Source organism: Streptosporangium carneum (assembly GCF_027922005.1).
GTDB lineage: Bacteria > Actinomycetota > Actinomycetes > Streptosporangiales > Streptosporangiaceae > Streptosporangium > Streptosporangium carneum.
Genome location: NZ_BSEV01000027.1, coordinates 26,414 through 44,915 on the forward strand (window position 1 = coordinate 26,414; position 18,502 = coordinate 44,915).

General features: G+C 71.9%; 18 protein-coding genes. 6 read left to right on the forward strand and 12 right to left on the reverse strand.

The features are described 5' to 3' along the window. From PKF00_RS36065 to PKF00_RS36075, 3 genes are all read right to left on the reverse strand, one after another. Positions 1-1,416 (reverse strand): alpha/beta fold hydrolase, encoded by a 1,416-nt coding sequence (locus PKF00_RS36065; RefSeq protein ID WP_271222209.1) that lies wholly within the window; start codon positions 1,414-1,416, stop codon positions 1-3. An 82-nt stretch (positions 1,417-1,498) separates the two neighbouring features. Then, complete coding sequence (locus PKF00_RS36070) at positions 1,499-1,879, reverse strand: hypothetical protein (RefSeq protein WP_271222210.1); 381 nt, start codon at positions 1,877-1,879, stop codon at positions 1,499-1,501. Positions 1,880-2,341: 462 nt separating this feature from the next. Then, positions 2,342-3,025, reverse strand: coding sequence for a TetR/AcrR family transcriptional regulator (locus PKF00_RS36075; protein WP_271222211.1), 684 nt, complete (start codon positions 3,023-3,025; stop codon positions 2,342-2,344). A 154-nt stretch (positions 3,026-3,179) separates the two neighbouring features. On the opposite strand from PKF00_RS36075, the gene PKF00_RS36080 reads away from it, so the two are divergent. Both PKF00_RS36080 and PKF00_RS36085 read left to right on the forward strand, forming a co-directional pair. Further along, positions 3,180-4,130: a quinone oxidoreductase family protein gene (locus tag PKF00_RS36080; protein ID WP_271222212.1), complete on the forward strand. Its 951-nt coding sequence runs from the start codon at positions 3,180-3,182 to the stop codon at positions 4,128-4,130. A 253-nt stretch (positions 4,131-4,383) separates the two neighbouring features. Next, a complete protein-coding gene (locus tag PKF00_RS36085) occupies positions 4,384-5,235 on the forward strand; it encodes a class I SAM-dependent methyltransferase (protein WP_271222213.1) in 852 nt (283 codons plus the stop codon). A gap of 153 nt (positions 5,236-5,388) precedes the next feature. On the opposite strand, the gene PKF00_RS36090 is transcribed toward PKF00_RS36085, so the two are convergent. The 3 genes from PKF00_RS36090 to PKF00_RS36100 form a co-directional block, all read right to left on the reverse strand. Continuing rightward, positions 5,389-5,709, reverse strand: coding sequence for a hypothetical protein (locus PKF00_RS36090; RefSeq protein ID WP_271222214.1), 321 nt, complete (start codon positions 5,707-5,709; stop codon positions 5,389-5,391). A 301-nt stretch (positions 5,710-6,010) separates the two neighbouring features. Beyond that, positions 6,011-6,643: a cysteine hydrolase family protein gene (locus PKF00_RS36095; RefSeq protein WP_271222215.1), complete on the reverse strand. Its 633-nt coding sequence runs from the start codon at positions 6,641-6,643 to the stop codon at positions 6,011-6,013. 214 nt (positions 6,644-6,857) lie between these two features. Continuing rightward, entirely contained in the window at positions 6,858-8,114 is a 1,257-nt protein-coding gene (locus PKF00_RS36100; RefSeq protein ID WP_271222216.1) for an MFS transporter, read from the reverse strand. Between the two features lie 134 nt (positions 8,115-8,248). Here PKF00_RS36100 and PKF00_RS36105 point away from each other — a divergent pair, with 134 nt between their 5' ends. Next, positions 8,249-9,184, forward strand: coding sequence for a LysR family transcriptional regulator (locus tag PKF00_RS36105; protein ID WP_271222217.1), 936 nt, complete (start codon positions 8,249-8,251; stop codon positions 9,182-9,184). 170 nt (positions 9,185-9,354) lie between these two features. Here the strand turns inward: PKF00_RS36105 and PKF00_RS36110 are convergent, their stop codons facing one another. Beyond that, positions 9,355-9,981, reverse strand: coding sequence for a TetR/AcrR family transcriptional regulator (locus tag PKF00_RS36110; RefSeq protein ID WP_271222218.1), 627 nt, complete (start codon positions 9,979-9,981; stop codon positions 9,355-9,357). A gap of 8 nt (positions 9,982-9,989) precedes the next feature. Further along, positions 9,990-10,910, reverse strand: a complete 921-nt coding sequence (locus tag PKF00_RS36115) for an alpha/beta fold hydrolase (protein ID WP_271222219.1) — start codon at positions 10,908-10,910, stop codon at positions 9,990-9,992. 254 nt (positions 10,911-11,164) lie between these two features. Between PKF00_RS36115 and PKF00_RS36120 the strand changes: the two genes are divergently transcribed. After that, positions 11,165-11,548: a VOC family protein gene (locus PKF00_RS36120; RefSeq protein ID WP_271222220.1), complete on the forward strand. Its 384-nt coding sequence runs from the start codon at positions 11,165-11,167 to the stop codon at positions 11,546-11,548. Between the two features lie 151 nt (positions 11,549-11,699). Here the strand turns inward: PKF00_RS36120 and PKF00_RS36125 are convergent, their stop codons facing one another. Beyond that, the gene (locus tag PKF00_RS36125) at positions 11,700-13,145 is read right to left on the reverse strand and encodes an acyl-CoA carboxylase subunit beta (protein ID WP_271222221.1); all 1,446 of its coding nucleotides are present in this window, start codon (positions 13,143-13,145) and stop codon (positions 11,700-11,702) included. 205 nt (positions 13,146-13,350) lie between these two features. After that, positions 13,351-14,289, reverse strand: coding sequence for a nitroreductase/quinone reductase family protein (locus tag PKF00_RS36130; RefSeq protein ID WP_271222222.1), 939 nt, complete (start codon positions 14,287-14,289; stop codon positions 13,351-13,353). A 91-nt stretch (positions 14,290-14,380) separates the two neighbouring features. Between PKF00_RS36130 and PKF00_RS36135 the strand changes: the two genes are divergently transcribed. Both PKF00_RS36135 and PKF00_RS36140 read left to right on the forward strand, forming a co-directional pair. Continuing rightward, entirely contained in the window at positions 14,381-14,872 is a 492-nt protein-coding gene (locus tag PKF00_RS36135; protein WP_271222223.1) for a MarR family winged helix-turn-helix transcriptional regulator, read from the forward strand. Between the two features lie 133 nt (positions 14,873-15,005). Further along, on the forward strand, positions 15,006-16,094 hold the full coding sequence (locus PKF00_RS36140; protein ID WP_271222224.1) for a winged helix DNA-binding domain-containing protein: 1,089 nt from the start codon (positions 15,006-15,008) through the stop codon (positions 16,092-16,094). A gap of 61 nt (positions 16,095-16,155) precedes the next feature. Here the strand turns inward: PKF00_RS36140 and PKF00_RS36145 are convergent, their stop codons facing one another. Both PKF00_RS36145 and PKF00_RS36150 read right to left on the reverse strand, forming a co-directional pair. After that, the gene (locus PKF00_RS36145; protein WP_271222225.1) at positions 16,156-17,574 is read right to left on the reverse strand and encodes a sulfatase-like hydrolase/transferase; all 1,419 of its coding nucleotides are present in this window, start codon (positions 17,572-17,574) and stop codon (positions 16,156-16,158) included. Next, on the reverse strand, positions 17,571-18,500 hold the full coding sequence (locus PKF00_RS36150) for an ABC transporter ATP-binding protein (protein ID WP_271222226.1): 930 nt from the start codon (positions 18,498-18,500) through the stop codon (positions 17,571-17,573). Before PKF00_RS36150 ends, PKF00_RS36145 begins: the two co-directional genes overlap by 4 nt. Between the last annotated feature and the right edge of the window lie 2 nt (positions 18,501-18,502).

An 18,502-nucleotide genomic window follows, 5' to 3' on the forward strand; every position in this document is an offset into this window, starting at 1 on the left:
TCACGATGATCCCGGACCGCAGGTCGTGCCCGCGGGCGGGAGTTGCCCGGTGGTCAGGTAGCGGTGCACGTGGTCGCGGACGCAGGGGTTGCCGCTCCAGTAGAGCGCGTGACCGCCCTTGGCCTCCAGGTAGCGGGCGCCGTCGAGTTGTGCGGCGACCCGGTGTCCGTACGCGGGCGTCGACGTGTCGTCGTACTCGCCGTTGGCGATCAGGATCGGCGGCAGGCCGCGTGGGCGAATCGGATGGGGCGGGTAGGGCGTCTTCTTCGGGAGTCCGGTGCAGAGGTCGGCCATCGGCCAGGCCGCGGTCCAGCCGATGCGCGGCGCGGTCTTTCTCAGCCGTGCCTCCATGGCCTTGACCTCACGGTATGCGGTCGGGAACGGGAAGTCGGCGCACATCGTGATCCTGCTGAGGTCCGGGTCGGGCGCCCCGGCGAACGGCTTGGCGAACCGGGTGGCGTCACCCGCGTCCGCCTCGGCCAGGGACTTGGCCAGTTCGGGCCACGTCGCGTCGAAGGAGACAGTCGCGCGGGAGGCGATCAGGGCCGCGCCGGCCGTGGCACCCGCTCCGGCGCCGGGCGCGGGAATGGGCCGCTTGGCGGCGCGGGCCATGACCTCGTCCCACACCTTGAGCACGTCGCGGCCACGCAGCGCGCAACTCCGGTCGGTGGCGCACCACCCGGCGAAGCGGTGCAGATTGTCTTCCTTGACCTTCGCTCTGGGCAGGACCCATTCATCCCACGACCGGTTGGTGTGGTCGATCAGACTGTCCAGATACATGCGGCCGACGTGGGACGGGAAGTACTCGGCGTAGGCCACACCGAGGACGCCGCCATAAGAGTTGCCGAAGTAGTTCAGCTTCCGCTCGCCCAGCGCCACCCGGACCGCCTCCAGGTCGCGGGCTCCTTGCCAGGTGTTCAGGTTGCCCTTGAGCGGACCGGCGGCTTCGGCGCATCCCAAGCCGAAGCGGTGGTTCTGTTTTGTGTACTGGGCGAAGGCGGCGCGGTCGGTGAACACCCACTCCCCGTTGGCTGGATACGGCGCCGGATTGGGGCAGCGCACCTCGGTGCTCGCCTCGAACCCGCGCGGGTCGAAGAGCACCACGTCGAACCATTGGGTCAGGTCGGCGAATGTGTTCTTTGTCTGGCGCAGGATCGAGATCTGCTGGGCGGGGCCGCCCACGTTGAGGACAAGCGTGCCCTTCCTGGTCGCCGGGTCACGCGCGGGAAGCTTGGCGAGCCCCAGCGTGATCTGTTCGCTCTTGGGGGCGGCCCAGTCGGCGGGCACGGTGATCCGGCTGCATTGCAGGCCGTCTCCGCAGTCCTGCCAGGCCAGCCCGGTATCCGCCACCACGGGCGTCGCCGCTGTTATGGGGAGCAGCATTGTGCCGAGCGCGGCAATGATCGTTTTCTTCATGGCACCTCAGCTTTGCCGAGAGGACTGCCGCGGGTCGTCCACCTTTCGATAGATCCTTGCGCGTGCATACCGGTGATCACCTTCAAAAGGGGCGGTTCACCGCCTGCGCCACAGCGTTGGTCAGGCGATCCGGCTTCATCGGGGTTGAGGAACAACCGGACAGCCACTGGCGGTGAGATAGATCATGGTGCAGATGGTCACTGCCACCTGCGGAAACATCAAAGGGAGCCAGTGCGCTCGCACACAGCACGGCCGGCAGCGCCCGCGGGCTCGCCCAGCCCATCCCCTGCGCGGACCGGGCCGCCGCCTGACGCACCCAGCCGCGCGCCCCATTTTGGGCTGCGGCGATCTGCTCGGGCGGTAGAGCGTGACCACCCGACACGGACGGCTCAGGCAGTTCAGGCGGCTCGGGGTGTTGCTCGCCCTGCGGGCTCACACTGCTCCTGACCATGAGATTCGGCATGCCGACATAGCGTGACGGCATCAGAGGCCGCAGCGGCGCGGCATCCGGCCCCTTGCGGCATCCATGGTCTTATCGGCCTGATCCCGCTGAGCGCTACCCAACCCCAGCACATCGGTCTGGCCTGAACGGCGAGCACTCACCGATCATCTGGCGAGGTATCGCGCACCGGCGCTGAGGCGCCGATGTTCAAGCGGGCGTTGACGTCCAGGCGTACCTCGCCGTAGGGGCGCACGTGCAGCCAGAACAGCGGGGTCAGACCGCGCCGGTCGACCGGGGTGAGCAGGCCGGCGGCTGTCAGGCCCGAGTCTGCCGGAGTGGCCGGACTCGTTAAGAGTGATTAGTGGCTAATGACCTCTGACGGAGATGTTTCCAGCTGCCGCGACCGGGTTCGTGCTCAGCGGGCCGAGCAGTCGATGTCGCAGCGTCCGGCGTTGGGGGCGCACCCCAGGCGGAAGTCGCCGGTCAGCCGGTTCGGTGTGGCGGCCCGTAAAGGTCGTCGAGGCGGAGCGGTGCGGGCTGGGGCAGGGACGGCGCGCCGTCCGTGGTCCGGCAGGACTGGAGGAAGTAGGCGAGCAGGCGGCGAGAGGCGGCCAGGGACACCTCCGGGGACTGCCGCACGACGCCGTTGTTCGCCAGGAGCAGGAGGGTGACGTCGCTGGGATCGAAGTCCTTGCGCAACTGCCCTGTGTTCTTCGCGCGTTGTACCAGCTGGGCGAGTCCTGCCTCGGCGCGGGCGCGCTCGCGATGGAGGTCGGGATCGTCGGGAGACTCCTCGAGGAACGCGGCGCTGAACCCGCGGTCTTCGACCTGCATCCTGCACACCTTGGTGAGGACGGACCAGAGACCGCGCCCGGGATCGTCGTCCCGTAGGGCCTCGTCCAAGGCTGCGACGCACTCGGCGAGCTGCTCGGAGAACGCCGCGGCGATCAGCGAGCCCCGGGTCGGGAAGTGCCGGTAGAGGGTGGCGGCGCCAACGCCGGCCCTGCGGGCGATGGTGCTGGAGGGTACGTCGGCGCCGTTGAGGGCGTACGCCTCGCGAGCGGCCTGAAGGAGCCGGGCGCGGTTGTGCCGGGCGTCGGCCCGCTGCCCCCGGACGGGGGTCTCGGAGGCGGACGAGGACGGGTTCCGAGACGGCTGAATAGGCATGTCTCTCACTTAACCACAAATGGAAGAGGTCCTCCGCTTAGCGGGGTTAGCCTGCTCTGGTGCCACGGCATCGAGGTCACCGAGGACGTCTGAGCCTCGTCGTTCGGCAGCCACTTCCCCTTTCATGCGCGGCAAGACGCCACAAGGAGACATCATGCGTGCAGTAGAGATCACCGACTTCGGTGGTCCGGAGAACCTCAAGCTGGTCGACCGGCCGGACCCGACCGCCGCGCCGGGCCATGCCGTATTGGCGGTGGCAGCGGCCGGGGTCGGCCTTTTCGACGTTCTGATACGACAGGGCGCCAAGCCCGACGTCGGCACCGGCTTCGTACCCGGCCTGGAGGTGGCGGGCACGGTGGTCGAGGTCGGTTCGGAGGACGACGCCGGGTGGGTGGGACGCCGGGTCTTCGCGCCGACCGGACACGGCGGCGGCTACAGCGACCGCGCCGTGGTGCCCGTCGACTCTCTCGTAGAACTACCGGAGGACGTCTCGTCCCATGACGCGGTAGCGCTCGGGGTGAATTCCCTGGTCGCCGCGGCAAGCCTGGAAAGGGCCGACCTCAAGGCGGGCGAGCGGGTGCTCGTTCGAGGCGCCGGTGGCGGGATCGGCGTGCTCACCACCCAGCTCGCGGCCGCTCGGGGTGCGACGGTGATCGCCTCCGTTCCCGACAGGTCCGTCGCGCAGCGGCTGTACGACCTGGGGGCCACGGAAGTCGAGGGCCTGGACGCGGTCGACCCGGGCCCGGACGGCCGCTATCACGCCGTCATCGACATCGTCGCCGGTTCCGACGTGGCCGACTTCATCCCCCTGCTCCGCCCGAACGGCAGGTACGTGATCAGCGGTATCGCCGCAGGTGCCCCCACCCCCGACTTCGGCATGGCGCTGTTCGCGAACTTCCAGCAGTCCTGGACCATCTCGACCCTCAGTCTCACCAGCGCACCGTCGAAGACCGCCGCCGAGACCTTCGCCCTCGTCTTCGCCGACTTGCGGGAAGGCCGCCTGAAGCCGGTGGTGCACGGCACCTTCCCGCTGGACGAAGCCGCGGCCGCGCACACTCTGCTGGAGTCCCGCACCGCCTTCGGCAAGATCGTTCTTACCGTCTGATTCGGCGGGACGAGCAGATCACCCGGTTGTACTGCCTGACGGGTGGTTCGCCTGGTCGAAACAGCGGCTGTCGGCCCGCCCGGACGGTGCCGCGGTCGACGACGCGGCGTGTGTTTGTCAGGGTGTCTTCCGGGGCGGGACGTCGGCTCACAGCCCGACGCCGCCCTGCACGGCCTCCAGGACGACCGGGCGCCCGCGCCGGATCACCCGGACACCGGCCCGCCCGCTCACCACCGCTTGGAAAGGGACTGACATGCCTGACGGATGGCAGTGGGACAGCACTCTGTTCCAGGGAAGTGCGGCCTACTACGAGCGCGGCCGGCTGCCGTACGCTCCGGGCTTCGCCGAAACGCTGGCCACGGCCCTCGGCCTGGACGGCCGGGGCCGACTCCTCGACGTCGGCTGCGGGCCGGGCATCGTGACGCTCCCCCTGGCGCGGTTCTTCACCGAGGCCGTCGGCGTTGACCCGGATGAGGACATGTTGGCCGAGGCTGAGCGACAGGCCATGCGTCGCGGGGTGACCAACGCGCGTTGGGCGGCTGCCCGAGCCGAGGACCTGCCGGCCGGTCTGGGGAGATTCCGGGTCGTGGTGTTCGCCCAGTCCTTCCACTGGACGGATCGGGACCGTGTCGCCGCGACCGTGCTGGAGATGCTGGAGCCGGGAGGCGCGTTCGTCCACATGAGCGACCTCAAGGATCGGCCCGCCGAACCGGCGCCGCCGCCGCTGCCCGCTCCCCCCTACGCGCAGATCGGCGACCTGGTGCGCCGGTACCTGGGGCCGGTACGCCGCGCGGGGCGGGGAACGCTGGTCAACGGCACGCCGAACGGGGAGGACCTCGTCCTGGCACGGGCCGGGTTCGAGAACTTCGAACGACATGTCGTGCCGGCGGGGGAGGTGGTCGACCGCACTGCGGACGACATCGTGGCGTGGGCGTTCTCCCGATCGGACTCCGCCCCTCATCTGTTCGGCGACAGGATGGCGGACTTCGAGCGGGACCTGCGCGCGGTGCTGCGGCGAACATCACCTGGCGACCGTTTCGCGGAGCGTCTTCCGGCGACCGAGATCATGACCTGGCGCAAGCCCGTGGTGAGCCCGGCGCCGTGACCTCCCGCAGGTCCACGACAAGCCCCTCGAAGGGTTCCGGTGGCGATCGACGGTCACATCAACGCTCACCAGGACAAACGCCTAGCGCGCGATCTCCGGTTTCAACGTCCCCCTGGCCGCTGGAACCCCCTCCCGCCCGCCTGGCCGTGTGGATCAGATCCGGAGCTGGCGGGTGATGGACGGGTCGGTGACGGTGGCGTCGGCGGCCAGGAGGAACGCCTTTGTCGCCTCGAGGATCTGCTTCACCTTGGCCAGAATGCTCTTCCTGCGCACCTTGGCCTGGACGCGGGAGAGCTGGGCGACCACCTCCATGCCCCCGGGCCGGGCCAGCACGCCGAGGGCCGCGTTGGCCACTCGTTCGCTGCGTGAGTTCGGGCCTGATCCGCCGATCCCGGTGCCGGCGGCCAGGGCCACCTCGCCCAGGAGCCGCTTGGTCGTCCATTCCGCCGAGATCGGGACCGCCTCCAGCGCCACGCCAGTCTGGTGAGGAGTCTCTGGCCGGCGACGCTGCCGTCGGTGGTCCTTGTGAGCAACTGCGCCCACAACGCCGCCCTCCGCCATTCGCTCTCGCCCCATTCGGCGGAGAGTTCCTTCAGGAGCGCGTCATCGACGAAACGGTGGGCGTCTTGGGGGCGGAGGGTGGTGTCGAGGCGGCGGGCATGTCGAGTCGAGCTCGAAGCACCCGTACGGCATGAGCGTCACACCCTCCAGGCCTTCGGCCTGGAGGGTGTGACGCTCATGGAGATCCCCGAGGGTCGCCGATCGTCGTTGACGGTTACGCCCTGCCGGTCCTCGTCCGATCGGGACGGCTGTCGTGCAGGAGCGAGCGCAGTTCGGCGGTGTCGATGATGTGGGCCAGTCTCGGGAAAACGCCGGTCATCAGAGCCTGGTGGACTTGCGGGTCCGGGTCGGTGACGCCGTCGGAGAGGACGTAGAGCCGGTAGTCGCGGTCGGCGGCGTCGGTGACGGTGGACAGTACGACGCCGCTGGTGGTGATGCCGGCGATGACCAGGGTGGTGATTCCGCGATCCCGCAGCCGCCGGTCCAGGTCTGTCGTGGACAGCGCGCCGTAGCGAGTCTTGCGGACGGTGATGTCGCCGGGCTCGGGAGCGAGCCGATGGTGGAAGTCTGTGGCGGGATCCGCGTGGTGCATGAGGCGCTGGCGGCCGATGAGGGAGAAAGTCCTGTTGGCCGGCGGGATCGCCGCCCAGTCGGCGTCGGTGAAGCCGACTCGCACGTGGGCGATGACGGCGCCGTGCGCTCGCATGCCGGCGATGGCGTCGGCCACCCGTGACAGCAGCGCTTCCGGGTCGGCCAGGCCAGGCAGCGAGGCCAGGATTCCCCGCTGGTAGTCCATGACGAGCAGTGCGGTCGTCCGGGGGTCCAGTGCCGGGGGCGTGACGGTCATTTTCTCTCCTTGGGTGATGAGGGCGCCCTGACACGCGAGATCGCGTGCCGGGGCCGACTGCGCATCGGGTACGTGAGTCACGATTTGCCGCGCCGCGCCCCCCGCCGGCCGCGACGGAGGCCGTCGCGCTCGTCCGCGCGCTGTACGCGGAGGGGGTGAACCGGCGCCGAAGAGGGGCACGCGGCCCGATCGCGGTGACGGCCGTGGCGGCCCGTCAGGCACGGCTCGGTGCCGACTCCGACTCCGACTCCGGCTCGGTGAGGGGCGCCGCGGCGCGGCGGGGGAGCAGCAGCGGGGTCGTCAGCAGCAGCACGCCGGCCAGGACGATGGCCGTGCGCGGGCCGAGCAGGCCGCCCAGCACGCCCCATACGGCGGTCAGGAGCGCGGTCGAGGCCTTGGTCGTCACCGCCCAGGCGGACAGCGTGCGGGCGACCCGGTCGGTCGTGGTGCGCTCGAGGCGGTAGGTGGCGTAGACGGGGTTGAAGACCCCGCAGCAGAAGATGAGCCCGAGTTCGACGCCCATCACCAGTAGCAGCCCTCCGGTGCCCGGCCCCAGGAAGGCCAGGCCGACGGGCCAGAGCGCGCGCAGCGTCCCGGCCACGACCAGGACCCGGTGCTGCCCGAACCGGGTGACGAGCGGTCGGGCCAGCCGCGAACCGAGCAGCCCGCCGATCGCGGGCGCGGCGAAGGCGAGGCCGTACTGCCACGGTGTGAACCCGAGCGGGCCGAGCATCAGGACGGCCAGCAGCGCGTCGGTGGCCATCACCAGGCCGTTGAACAAGGCGGTGTTGAACAACAGCGGACGCAGCGTCGCGTCGGCGAGGATGTGCCGCCAACCGTCGAGCAGGTCCCCGGCCCGCACGCGCGCGACCTCCCGGCGCTCGGGCCGTGGCTCCTGGCCGCCCGTCGCGCGGATGCCCAGGGCCGAGAGCAGGTAGCTGACCGCGTCGGCCACCACTGTCGCCACCGGACCGAGGAGCCCGATCGCGGCACCCCCCAGCGGCGGCCCGATGATCGTGGTCGTCCAGGTCGTGGACTCGAACCGGGCGTTGGCGACGAGCAGGTCCTCGGCCGGCAGCAGCGTCTTCAGGTACGCGCCGGAGGCGGCGCGGAAGGTGATGTCGGCCGCCGCGACGACGACCGAGACCAGCAGGAGCTGGACGAAGGAGAGCACGCCGAACGCGAACGCGACGGGGACCGTCAACAGCGCCGCGAACCGCACCAGGTCCATCCCGATCAGCACCGGCCGCTTGCGGCGGAACTCCACCCACGGGCCGAGCGGCACCGCCACGGCCGCGCCCACCGCCGCCGCCACGGAGGACAACGCTGCGACCTCCGCCGGCCCGGCGTGCAGTGCCTGGACGGCGATCAGCGGGAACGCGCCGAAGGCGAGCCACGTGCCGAGCGCGCTGGTCCCGTACGCTCCCCAGAGCCACCCGAACTGCCGCCCCAACCGGTGCCCGCTCCGCATGCCCGACGCTCCTCGCCACTCGCCCGCACAACCAATCCGCGATCGCAAGCATCAAAGCGCGCCCCACACCAGGGGATCAAACAACCGCAATGCCGCCTAGCCACAACCAATGGTTGTATCCATAGGGTGTCCGCATGGATCTCGACACCGTCCGGACCTTCGTCGCCGCCGCCGACGCGGGGCAGTTCCAGGAGGCCGCCGCCGAGCTGGCGGTCACCCAGCAGGCCGTCTCCAAGCGCATCGCCGCGCTGGAGCGCAACCTCGGCGTGCGGCTGTTCACCCGCACTCCGCGCGGCGCCGAGCTCACCATCGACGGGCAGGCGTTCCTGCCCCACGCCCGCGAACTGCTCCGGGTCGCCGAGCGCGCGGTCGCGTCCGTCCGCACCGGCAGCCGTCCGCTGCGCGTCGACGTGATCGCCTCGCGCGGCGCGGCGTCGGGTCTGATGCGCGGTTTCCACCGCGCGCACCCCGAGATCGAGCTCGACGTGGTGATGCTGTTCGACATCGAGATGGCCGTCGCCGCCATTCGGTCCGGTGTGATCGACGCGTCCTTCCGCGCCGTCGCCGTGCCCGGTCGGCCCCTTCCCGAGGACATCGAGTCCGTCCGGGTGCTCGACGAGCCGCTTCAGCTCCTCACCGGCCCCGCCCACGCGCTGGCGTCCGCCCGGTCGGTGCCCCTGACCCAGCTCACCGGGCACCGGATCTGGATGCCCGGCATCGTCCCCGGCACCGAGTGGGCCGCCTACTACGACGATCTCGTCGCCGAGTTCGGCCTCACCATCGAGGCGACCGGCCCCAACTTCGGCTCCGACGCGCTCCTCGACACCGTCGCCGACACTCCGGCCCTGGCCACCTTCATGGGCGAGCAGACCCGCCTCGTCTGGCCTGCCGACCACGGCCTGCGCCGCATCCCGGTGACCGGCCCCACGCCCGTCTACCCGCACTCGCTCCTGTGGCGCCGCGACAACCCCCACCCCGCGCTGGCCACCCTCCGCGCCCACCTCGCCGCCACGGCGGCCGGCCACGGCGCCGCCGGAACCTGGGTGCCGGACTGGGTGATCCCGCACTGAACGCCGCCGCCTCGTCCAGCCTCGCGGTGACCGTGCCGCAGCGCCGCCCGCCCCGGCCCCGCGGACATGCGCACCCCTTTGGGGCGCTACTGCTCAGTGCGGCAGAAACGGGCCGCGAGGATGGACGGCTGCTGGCCGGAGGGCGGACGAGGAGCCTGGGCCGGTGCGGTTCAGTCCAGGGACGGCCGTAGTGTGGCCCTCGGTCCGAAGAGGCGGTCGAGGTGGTAGTCGACGATCGCGGCGGCGGCCTCATGGCTGCGCTGCCGGCTGAGGACGCTGGAGGTCAGGCCGTTGGCGAGAGCCAGAAGAGCGGCGACCTCGGTGCGCGGGTCACGATCGGGATCGATGTCCCCGGCCTGTTGCGCGGTGGTGAGCCGTGCGGTGAGGAAGTCCTCCAGCGCGTTGGGCAGGGTGAGCCCGGTCGCGGCGAGCGCCGGGTCGGTGAGGGCGGCGGTGTAGTAGGCGGTCCAGGCCAGCGAGTCCAGGCGGCTCTGCTCGTCGGAGGGCAGGATCGCGCCGAGAACGGCGGCGAGAACGCCTCGCGGTGTCAGCTCGCCCGCCGCAGCGGCGGCCCGCTGCCTGACCCGGCGGTCCATGCGGGCGCCCAGCTCGGTGAGGCCGGACTCCAGCAGGGCCTGCTTGTTCGTGAAGTAGTACTGAACGACACGCAGCGAGACCTCGGCCTCGGCGGCGATCTCACGCATCGACACCGCCTGCAGGCCGCGGGTGCTGGCGATGCGCAGCAGCGCCTCGGTCAACTGGCGCCGCCGCTCATCATGATCGACCTGTTTGGGCATGCCCGTTCCTACCTGTTGTTCGTGCTGTGCTCAGGCGTTGCGGTCCCGGGCAGCGCCTGGCCGGGAAAGGTGAGGATCCGCTCGGCGACCAGGTCCGGAGCTTCGACGGGCAACCCGTGTCCGGTGCCGGGCACGATCTCCACGCGCCAGGACGGCACGATGCCGGCCAGCCGTGCGGCCACCGCCTGCGCGTCGAGCAGCGCGCTGCGGGCGCCCAGCAGCACCTGTACGGGTACGGTCAGCTCGCGAATCTGCTCGTCGGTGTAGGCGGGCGGGATGGGCAGCCGCCGGCGGAAGGACCATCCGACCCGCATCAGCCTCATCAGCCCATCTTCGCGCAGCACCCCGTTGTCCACTACGCCGGCCATGCGGTGTCGCAACGTACGGGGAAGCATGGAGGCGATGGCGCCGGCAAGGGCCCACCGGATGAACCGCCTGGGCAACGGCGCGAAGCCGCCCGGGTCCACCAGCGTCAGCGCCGCGACCCGGCCGCCCCCGCCGAGCTGCTGTTGCACCGCGGTCCAGCCGCCGTAGGAGAAGCCCGCCACGTGTGCGCGTTCGGCGCCGAGCGCGGTCAGGACGTCGGTGAGCCAGCCGCCGATCTCGGCGCCGGTCGTGAGCGGCCGTGTCTGAATCGAGCGGCCGGGCTCGCCGAGCGGGTCGACGGCGTAGACCGGGCGTGTGCGCGTCAGCGGTTCGATGTAGCGGTACCAGGCCAGTGCGTTCCCGCCGGCGCCGGACAGGAGGACCACCGGATCCCCCTCGGCGGGCCCGGCCCGGTGGACCCGCACGGTGCCGGCGCGGGTCTCGACGTCGACGGCGTCCACCGGCGCCGGCCACAGCTCGCCGAGCACTCGGTCGTAGACGGCGAAGTACTTGTCACGGGCGGAGTCGCCGGTGAAGGCCGACGGCCGGTCGGGTGTGCGCATGGTGACGTCATCCTCCTCTTAATGGATACAGTCGTATCCTAACCGATCGCGCCTTGCCCCTGTTTCGCGGAGGAGCGCAGGCGCTTGGCCAGGACGGGGCTCTCGGGGAGTCAGGCCAGGCGCCACCCGGCGACTCGACGGCCAGGGAGGCGATCGAGAGCGACACCGCCGGGCAGAACGCGACCGCGTAGCGCGTCGCCCTCCTGCGGGCGGCCGACGATCAGTTCTCGGGCCGTCTACGTACACTGTCGGGCATGGCATGCCGCATCAGTGAGCTGGTCATCGACGCCGCCGATCCCGACCGGCTCGCCGCGTTCTGGAGCGAGGTCCTCGGCTACGTCGAACTCGGCCGGGAAGACGACGGAAGCATCGAGATCGGGCCGCCCGACGCCGGCTTCGGCGGCCCGCAGCCCACCCTCGTCCTCAGCCCCAGCAGCGACCCGCGGACCGGGAAGCTCCGAGTGCACATCGACGTCAGCCCCACCGACCGCGATCAGGACGCCGAGCTGGAGCGGCTGCTCGCCCTCGGCGCCAGGCCCGTCGACGTCGGCCAGACCGGCGCCGAGAGCTGGTACGTCCTGGCCGACCCGGAGGGCAACGAGTTCTGCCTCCTGCGCCCCCGGCTCCAGCCCCTCTGACCACGCGCGTCCCGAAGCCAGGCCGCTCGGCCGTTCGAGTGAGGACGGGGGTCTGCCCGTCGGTGTCCGGCGGCCCAGGAGCGCCCGCGTTTCCCGTACGACCGGTGGCCGGACGTCGATCCCGGATCGAGTGTGTGCGGGCCGGGGCGTTCTAGAGCGGGATGTTGCCGTGTGCTCCCCGGCCGGGTGCGGCCTCGGCGATGGCCTGGGCGACGGCTCGGCGGGTCCTCGCGGGCTCGACGACCTCGTCGACGACGCCGGCGTCCTGGGCGCGCTCGAGACCACCGGCGATCTTCTCGTGTTCGGCCGCGAGGCGCTCCTCGAGGGCGTGCCGCTCCTCGTCGGGCACGGCGGCCAGCTCTCGCCGGTGCAGGATGCGGACGGCGGCGACCGCGCCCATGACCGCCAGGCCGTCGGCGGTCGGCCAGGCGAGGACCTTCGTCGCGCCCAGCGAGCGGGAGTTCATCGCGATGTAGGCGCCGCCGTAGTTCTTGCGCGTCACGAGGGTCACCCGCGGCACGACCGCCTCGGCGAACGCGTGCAGCAGCTTCGCGCCGCGGCGTACCACGCCGTCGTGTTCCTGGCCGACTCCCGGCAGGTAGCCGGGAACGTCGACGACGACGACCAGCGGCACGCCGAAGGAGTCGCACATCCGGACGAACCTCGCCGCCTTCTCCGCCGATGCGGAGTCGAGGCAGCCGCCGAGCCGCATCGGGTTGTTCGCGATCACGCCCACCGTGCGGCCGCCGAGGCGGCCCAGCGTGGTGGTGATGTTCGGCGCCCACCTGGGGTGAAGTTCGACCGGCTCGGGGGCGTCGTCGAGCAGCCCGGCCACGAGCGGTCTGACGTCGTACGCGCGCCGGGGGTTGTCCGGCAGGATGCCGCCGAGGTCGACCTCCGTGACCTCTTCCAGGCGTATCCGGCCCTGGCGGCCCAGCAGCGTGGCGACTCGCCGAGCCCTCAGCAGCGCCTCGGCGTCGGTCCTGGTCACGACGTGGGCGACGCCGGTGTGTCCGCTGCGCGGCTCGGGGCCGCCCGGGGCGCCCGTGCCGGCCTTCTCGCCGGCGCCCGGGCAGGCGACGTCCGGGCCGGTCACGAAGATGCGGCCGCCCTCGGACAGGATGACGACATCGGTCAGCGCCGAGCCGTACGCGGCGCCGCCGGCGGCCGGACCGAGCACGACGGAGATCTGCGGCACCAGGCCGGAGGCGTGGGTCATCGCCGCGAAGGTCCGGCCGACGCCGTGGAGCGACTCGAGGCCCTCGGCCAGACGCGCGCCGCCGGAGTGCCACAGGCCGATGATCGGCAGCCGCTCGCGCATCGCGTGGTCGTAGGCGCGCACGATGGTCTCGCAGCCGGCGGAGCCCATGGTCCCGCCCTGAAGGCGCGGGTCGCCGGCGAAGGCCACGACCGGCATCCCCTCGATCCGGCCGACACCGGCGAGGACGTCACCGTCGTCGCCTTCGACGAGGGGCCGCAACGACCCCTCGTCGAGCAGCGTCTCGAGGCGGGCCCGCGGATCGGGTGGGGCGACCTGGTCACGGAGGGCGGGTTCCCCGGCCGCCGAGGCGGGGGCGGGACTGTTGGCGACGGTCATGACTCATTCCTCCCGGGGGCGGCGCACGCGTTGTGGCCGCCGAAGCCGAACGAGTTGTTCAGGACGTGACGTGTCCCACAGTGCACCGTGAGGATCAATCGTGTTCATGCGCTCGGGCGCCAACGTGGGGCGGCGCGCCTTGTTCCGCTCCTACAAGTCGGCGGGAGGTGACGCGAGGCGGCCGAGGCCGAGGGCCGAGAGAGGGTCAGCGGGGGGCGGGCCACGGCACGGCGGGCAGCGCGTTGAGCACGGGGACGAGCTGGTCTTCCTCGTAGTCGAAGTGCGCCTCCAGCTCGGAGGCCAGGCGGTGGATCTCGGCGCGCAGCCGCAGGGGGTCGGCGACGGCGGGCCGGCCGGGGCCCAGCTGGGTGAGCAGCGTCTGGAGCTCCTCACGCAGGCGCTCCACCACGCGGTGCTCCTGCCGCAGGCGTCGCAGCGCCTGGCCGAGCTGGGGGAAACGCTCTTCCAGGTGGGGGAAGGCCACGCCGTCCTCTCCCGTGTGGTGCCTGTCGAGGGCCGTGCAGAAGGTCAGGCAGTGTTCGCGCAGGTGTCGCCCGAGCTCGAGGCCCGGCCCGGCGGTGACGCCGGTGGCGGCGTGCGCGCCGAGGTAGGCGTCGGCCTCCTCGCGGAGCGCGGCCAGCTCCCCGCGGAACCAGTCGTGCAGCGCGCGCAGCTCGTCGCCCGCCGCGCGGGCGCGGGCCTCGGCGGGGTCCGCGGCGGCTCGGCGGAGGGCGATCACGGGGATGGTCCGCGCGGTCGCCTTCTGGTAGTCGGCGTAGCCCGGGGCGGCCTCGGCGACGCGGGCGAACAGGCGATCGCGCTCCCCGCCCCGGACGGGGACGGCGATGGCCTCGTAGGTCTCGGCGCCGGTCTCCACGGTGGCCCGGGGGTCGGCCATGAGGTTGTGGTACCAGGCGGGGTGGCTGTCGGCGCCGGCGTTGGAGGCGACGACGAGGAGGCGGTCGCTGTCGGGGAGGAATCCCAGCGGGGAGGTGCGGGGCCTGCCGGTCCTGGCGCCGGTCGTGGTCAGCAGGATGAGGGGCGATCCTTCGAACGGACCGCCGACTCTGCCGGCGTTCGCCCGGAACTCGGCGATGACCTGCTGGTTCCAGTCGGCGGGGGAGGCCGCTTGCGGCTCGGTCACGGAGGGGCCTTTCCGATAGTCTCGGAGCGAAAGCAGCTTTGCTTTGAAAGCAAAGCTATTTTGAACTGAAAGCTATTGAGGAGCGTCGCGGATGTCAACCGGCAACCAGGGGCAGGAGGCGGCGGGCCCGAGCGTCGACGACGGGATCCGCACGTTGCTGCTGCTCATGCCGCGCATGGTCGGCAGGGTCAAGCGGATCCGGGTCCCCGAGGATCTGCGGTCGCTGTCGCTGGCGCCCCGGCACCTGTCGCTGCTGGCGTTCCTGCTGTTCGACGGGCCGATGGGGGTCAACGAGCTGGCCGCGCGCCTGGAGGTCGCCCCGGCCACGGTGAGCCTGATGGTCGGCGAGCTGAGCCGTAAGGGGATCTTGTCGCGGCGGGAGGACGAGGCCGACCGCCGCCGGACGATCGTGAGCATCTCCGAGGCCCACAGGCCCGCGATCGACGGATGGCTGGCGCGCGGCGCGACCGCGTGGCGCAGGGCCCTCGAGCCGTTGACGGCGGCTCAGCGGCAGATGTTCATCGACACCCTGAAGGCCTACGAGGAAGGGCTCGGCGAGGAGCGGGACGGCGGGGACGCGTAGGCGAGAGCACATCCCCCGGGGACGACATCCGGCGGCGCCGGACAGAAGGCCTTCGCCTCGCCTCGCGACACTCCTTTTGGAACGAATTATTCCGTTCTGTTATGATGCTGAGGTCGCCAAAGGAAGGACACAGATGCCCCAGGTGCTCAGCGGACGCGCGCTCAACCGGGCCACCCTGCACCGGCAGCTACTGCTGGAACGGGCCGAGACGCCGGCGCTGGAAGCGGTGCGGCACCTGTACGGCATGCAGGCCCAGGCGCCCAACCCGCCCTACGTCGGGCTGTGGACCCGCCTTGCGGGCTTCGAGCACGAGGAGCTGGCGCGGCTGCTGCGCGAGCGGCTGGTCGTCAGGGTCGCGCTGATGCGCTCGACCATCCACCTGGTCACCGCCGACGACTGCCTGGCCCTGCGCCCGCTGCTGCGGCCCATGCTGGAACGCGGCCTGCGCGGCAAGGGGCTGGCCGGGCTGGACCTGGAGGAACTGGCTCGGGCGGGACGCGCCCTGGTGGACGAGCGGCCCCTCACCTTCGCCGAGCTCGGGCGGCTCCTGCTGGAGCGGTGGCCGCAGCGGCCCGCCGCCGACCTGGTCACCGGCGTGCGCAACACGGTGGCGCTGGTGCAGGTGCCGCCGCGGGGCATCTGGGGTGTGGGCGGCCAGCCCTCCCACACCAGCGCCGAGGCGTGGCTGGGGCGCCCCCTGGACGCCCGGCCCGACGCCGCGCAGATGGTGCGCCGCTACCTGGCCGCCTACGGCCCCGCGACGGTCATGGACATCCAGCAGTGGTCGGGCATGACCCGGCTGGGCGAGGTCGTGCGCGACATGGACCTGCGTCACTTCGTGACCGAGGACGGCGCCCGGCTGGTCGACCTGCCGCAGGCCGTCCTGCCCGACCCCGAGACCCCGGCCCCGGTGCGCTACCTGTCGGAGTTCGACAACATGCTGCTGTCGTTCGGCGAACGCACCCGGACGCGGATCATGGCCGACCCGTACCGCGCGAGGGTTTTCACCGTCAACGGCATCATCAGGGCGACGGTGCTGGCCGACGGGTTCGTGCGCGGCATGTGGAAGGTGACCTCCAACCGGCGCGAGGCGGTGCTGGAGGTGGAGTTGTTCGAGCCGGTGACGGCACGGCAGCGCGAGGACCTCAAGGAGGAGGGCATGCGCCTGCTGGGCTTCGTCGCCCCGGAGGCGAGAACCCACGACGTGCGCCTGGAGCCGTGACCGGCCGGCGCCGATCGGCGCCGGCCCGGCCGCGGGCCGCGCCTTCCGTCCGCGGCGGGCGTCAGTCGGGTTCGCCGTCGGCCAGGGAGGGCCGCGCCTGGGGCGGGTAGGGCAGCAGGGCGGCGTCGAACTCCTGCCAGGTCTTGAGCAGCTCGGCGTACAGGTCGGGCAGCTCACGGCTCAGATCGGCCTTCTCCCTGCCGTCGGCGGTGACGTCGAACAGCCGGCCGCGCGGTCCCTCGCCGCCGAAGTAGTCCTGCCACAGGGGCTTGGCCGTACGGTCGTAGAGGAACTTGTGGCGGCCGCGGCGCAGCGCGCCCTGGCCGCGGGTGCGCCACAACAGGTCGCGCTCGGGGGCGTCGGCGCCCTCCAGCAGCCACGGCAGGAGGCTGACGCCGTCCAGCGGGTGGGTCGGGGCCGCGGCGGCGCCCGCGGCGTCCAGCAGGGTCGCGGTCCAGTCCATGGTGATGGTCGGCACGTCGGTGACCTGGCCCGCGGCCAGCGCGGCCGGCCAGCGGACGATGAACGGCACGCGGATGCCCCCCTCCTCCAGGTCGCCCTTCTCCCCGACGAACGGCCACAGGAAGGCGAAGCGCTCACCGCCGTTGTCGGAGGCGAACACCACGATGGTGTCCTCGCGCAGGCCGCGTTCGTCGAGGGCGTCCATGACCTGGCCTATCCCCGCGTCCAGCGCCTCGACCATGACGCGGTAGGTGTCCAGGGAGCCGCCCTCGAAGTGGAACAGGCCGGTCAGCTGCTCGCGGCGGGTGGCGGCCGTGACCTTCTCGCTGACCGCCTCGTCGGCGGGCCCCTCCCACGGCCAGTGCGGCGCGGTGTAGTTGACCTGCAGGTAGAAGGGGGTGTCCGGGGTGCGGGAACGAATGTAGTCGGCGGCCTTGGCGCTGACGATCTCGGTGTAGTAGCCGGTCTCCTCCACCGGGGTCTCGCCCTCGTACAGGTCCGGCTCGCCCCGGCTGTCGATGTGGGAGAAGTAGTCCATGGCCCCGTCGAGGTTGCCGAAGAAGACGTCGAACCCGATCTTCAGGGGGCTGAACCAGGGCAGCCAGCCGCAGTGCCACTTGCCGAACATCGCCGTGTCGTAGCCCTCGCCCTTGAGCAGCGAGGGCAGCGTCGGATGGCCGGCGGGGATGCCGGAGCGGGAGTCGCGGGTGACCAGGGGTTCCTGCAGGCCGCCCTCCAGACGGCCCGGGTAGCGGCCGGTGTACAGGGAGATGCGGGTGGGCGAGCAGGTGGGGGAGGCGGCGTAGCCGTGGGTGAGCCGCACCCCGTCGGCGGCCAGGCGGTCCAGCACCGGGGTGCTGTTGTGCAGCGAGCCGTAGCAGCCCAGATCGCCCCACCCGAGGTCGTCGGCGAGGATGAAGACGATGTTGGGGCGCCTGGCCGGGCGGCCCTGGCCGGTGGAGGCGAAGGGCCGCTCGTGGGCCGACCAGTCGCTCCTGCGGTCGGGAAGGTGGCTCATCGCTGCGGGGTCCTTTCGGTCACGGGAGATGCGGGGATCGCGAAGTCGCCGGTTTCCGCGGCGTTCGCGGCGTCTGTGGTGTCTGTGGTGTCTGTGGTGTTCGCGGGGGCGCCGGGGCGGCGGACGAGGTCGAGGACCCGGTGGCGCAGCCGTCCGAACCGGGGGTCCTCCTTGGTGGTGGTCTGGCTGCGCGGCGCGGGCAGCGCGACCTCGACGACGGCGGCGACGGCCGACGGCGGCGCCGACAGCACCACCACCCGGTCCGACAGGTAGACCGCCTCGTCGATGTCGTGGGTGACGGTGACGATGGTCATGCCATACTGCTCGCGCAACGGCAGGACCAGGTCCTCCAGGTCCATCCTGGTCTGGGCGTCGACCGAGGCGAACGGCTCGTCCATCAGCAGCAGCCGGGGCTGGTAGGCCAGGGCGCGGGCGATGGCGACGCGCTGCTGCATGCCGCCCGACAGCTCCCGGGGGCGCAGTCTCTCCTTGCCCTCCAGGCCGACCGAGGCCAGCGCCCGCAGGGCGCGCTCGGCGGCCTCGGCCTTGGGGACGCGGGCCGAGCGCAGCGGCAGCGTGACGTTGCCCAGCACCGACAGCCACGGCAGCAGCGAGCGGCTGTAGTCCTGGAAGACCAGGGCGACGCCGGGTGGCGGCCCGTCCACCGGGACGCCGGAGATCAGGACGCGGCCCGCGGTGGGCGCCAGCAGCCCGGCCAGGACGCGCAGGACGGTGGTCTTGCCCGCGCCCGACGGGCCGACGATGGAGACGATCTCACCGGAGTGCACGTCGAAGGTGACGTCGCCGACGGCGTCGTGCGTCCCGGCGGGGGTGCGGTAGGTCTTGGCCAGTCCTTCGACGCGCAGCAGAGGCGGGGCCCCTGCGGCCGCCCGCGCGGGGTGTGCGGGGTCGGATACGGCGGTCATGG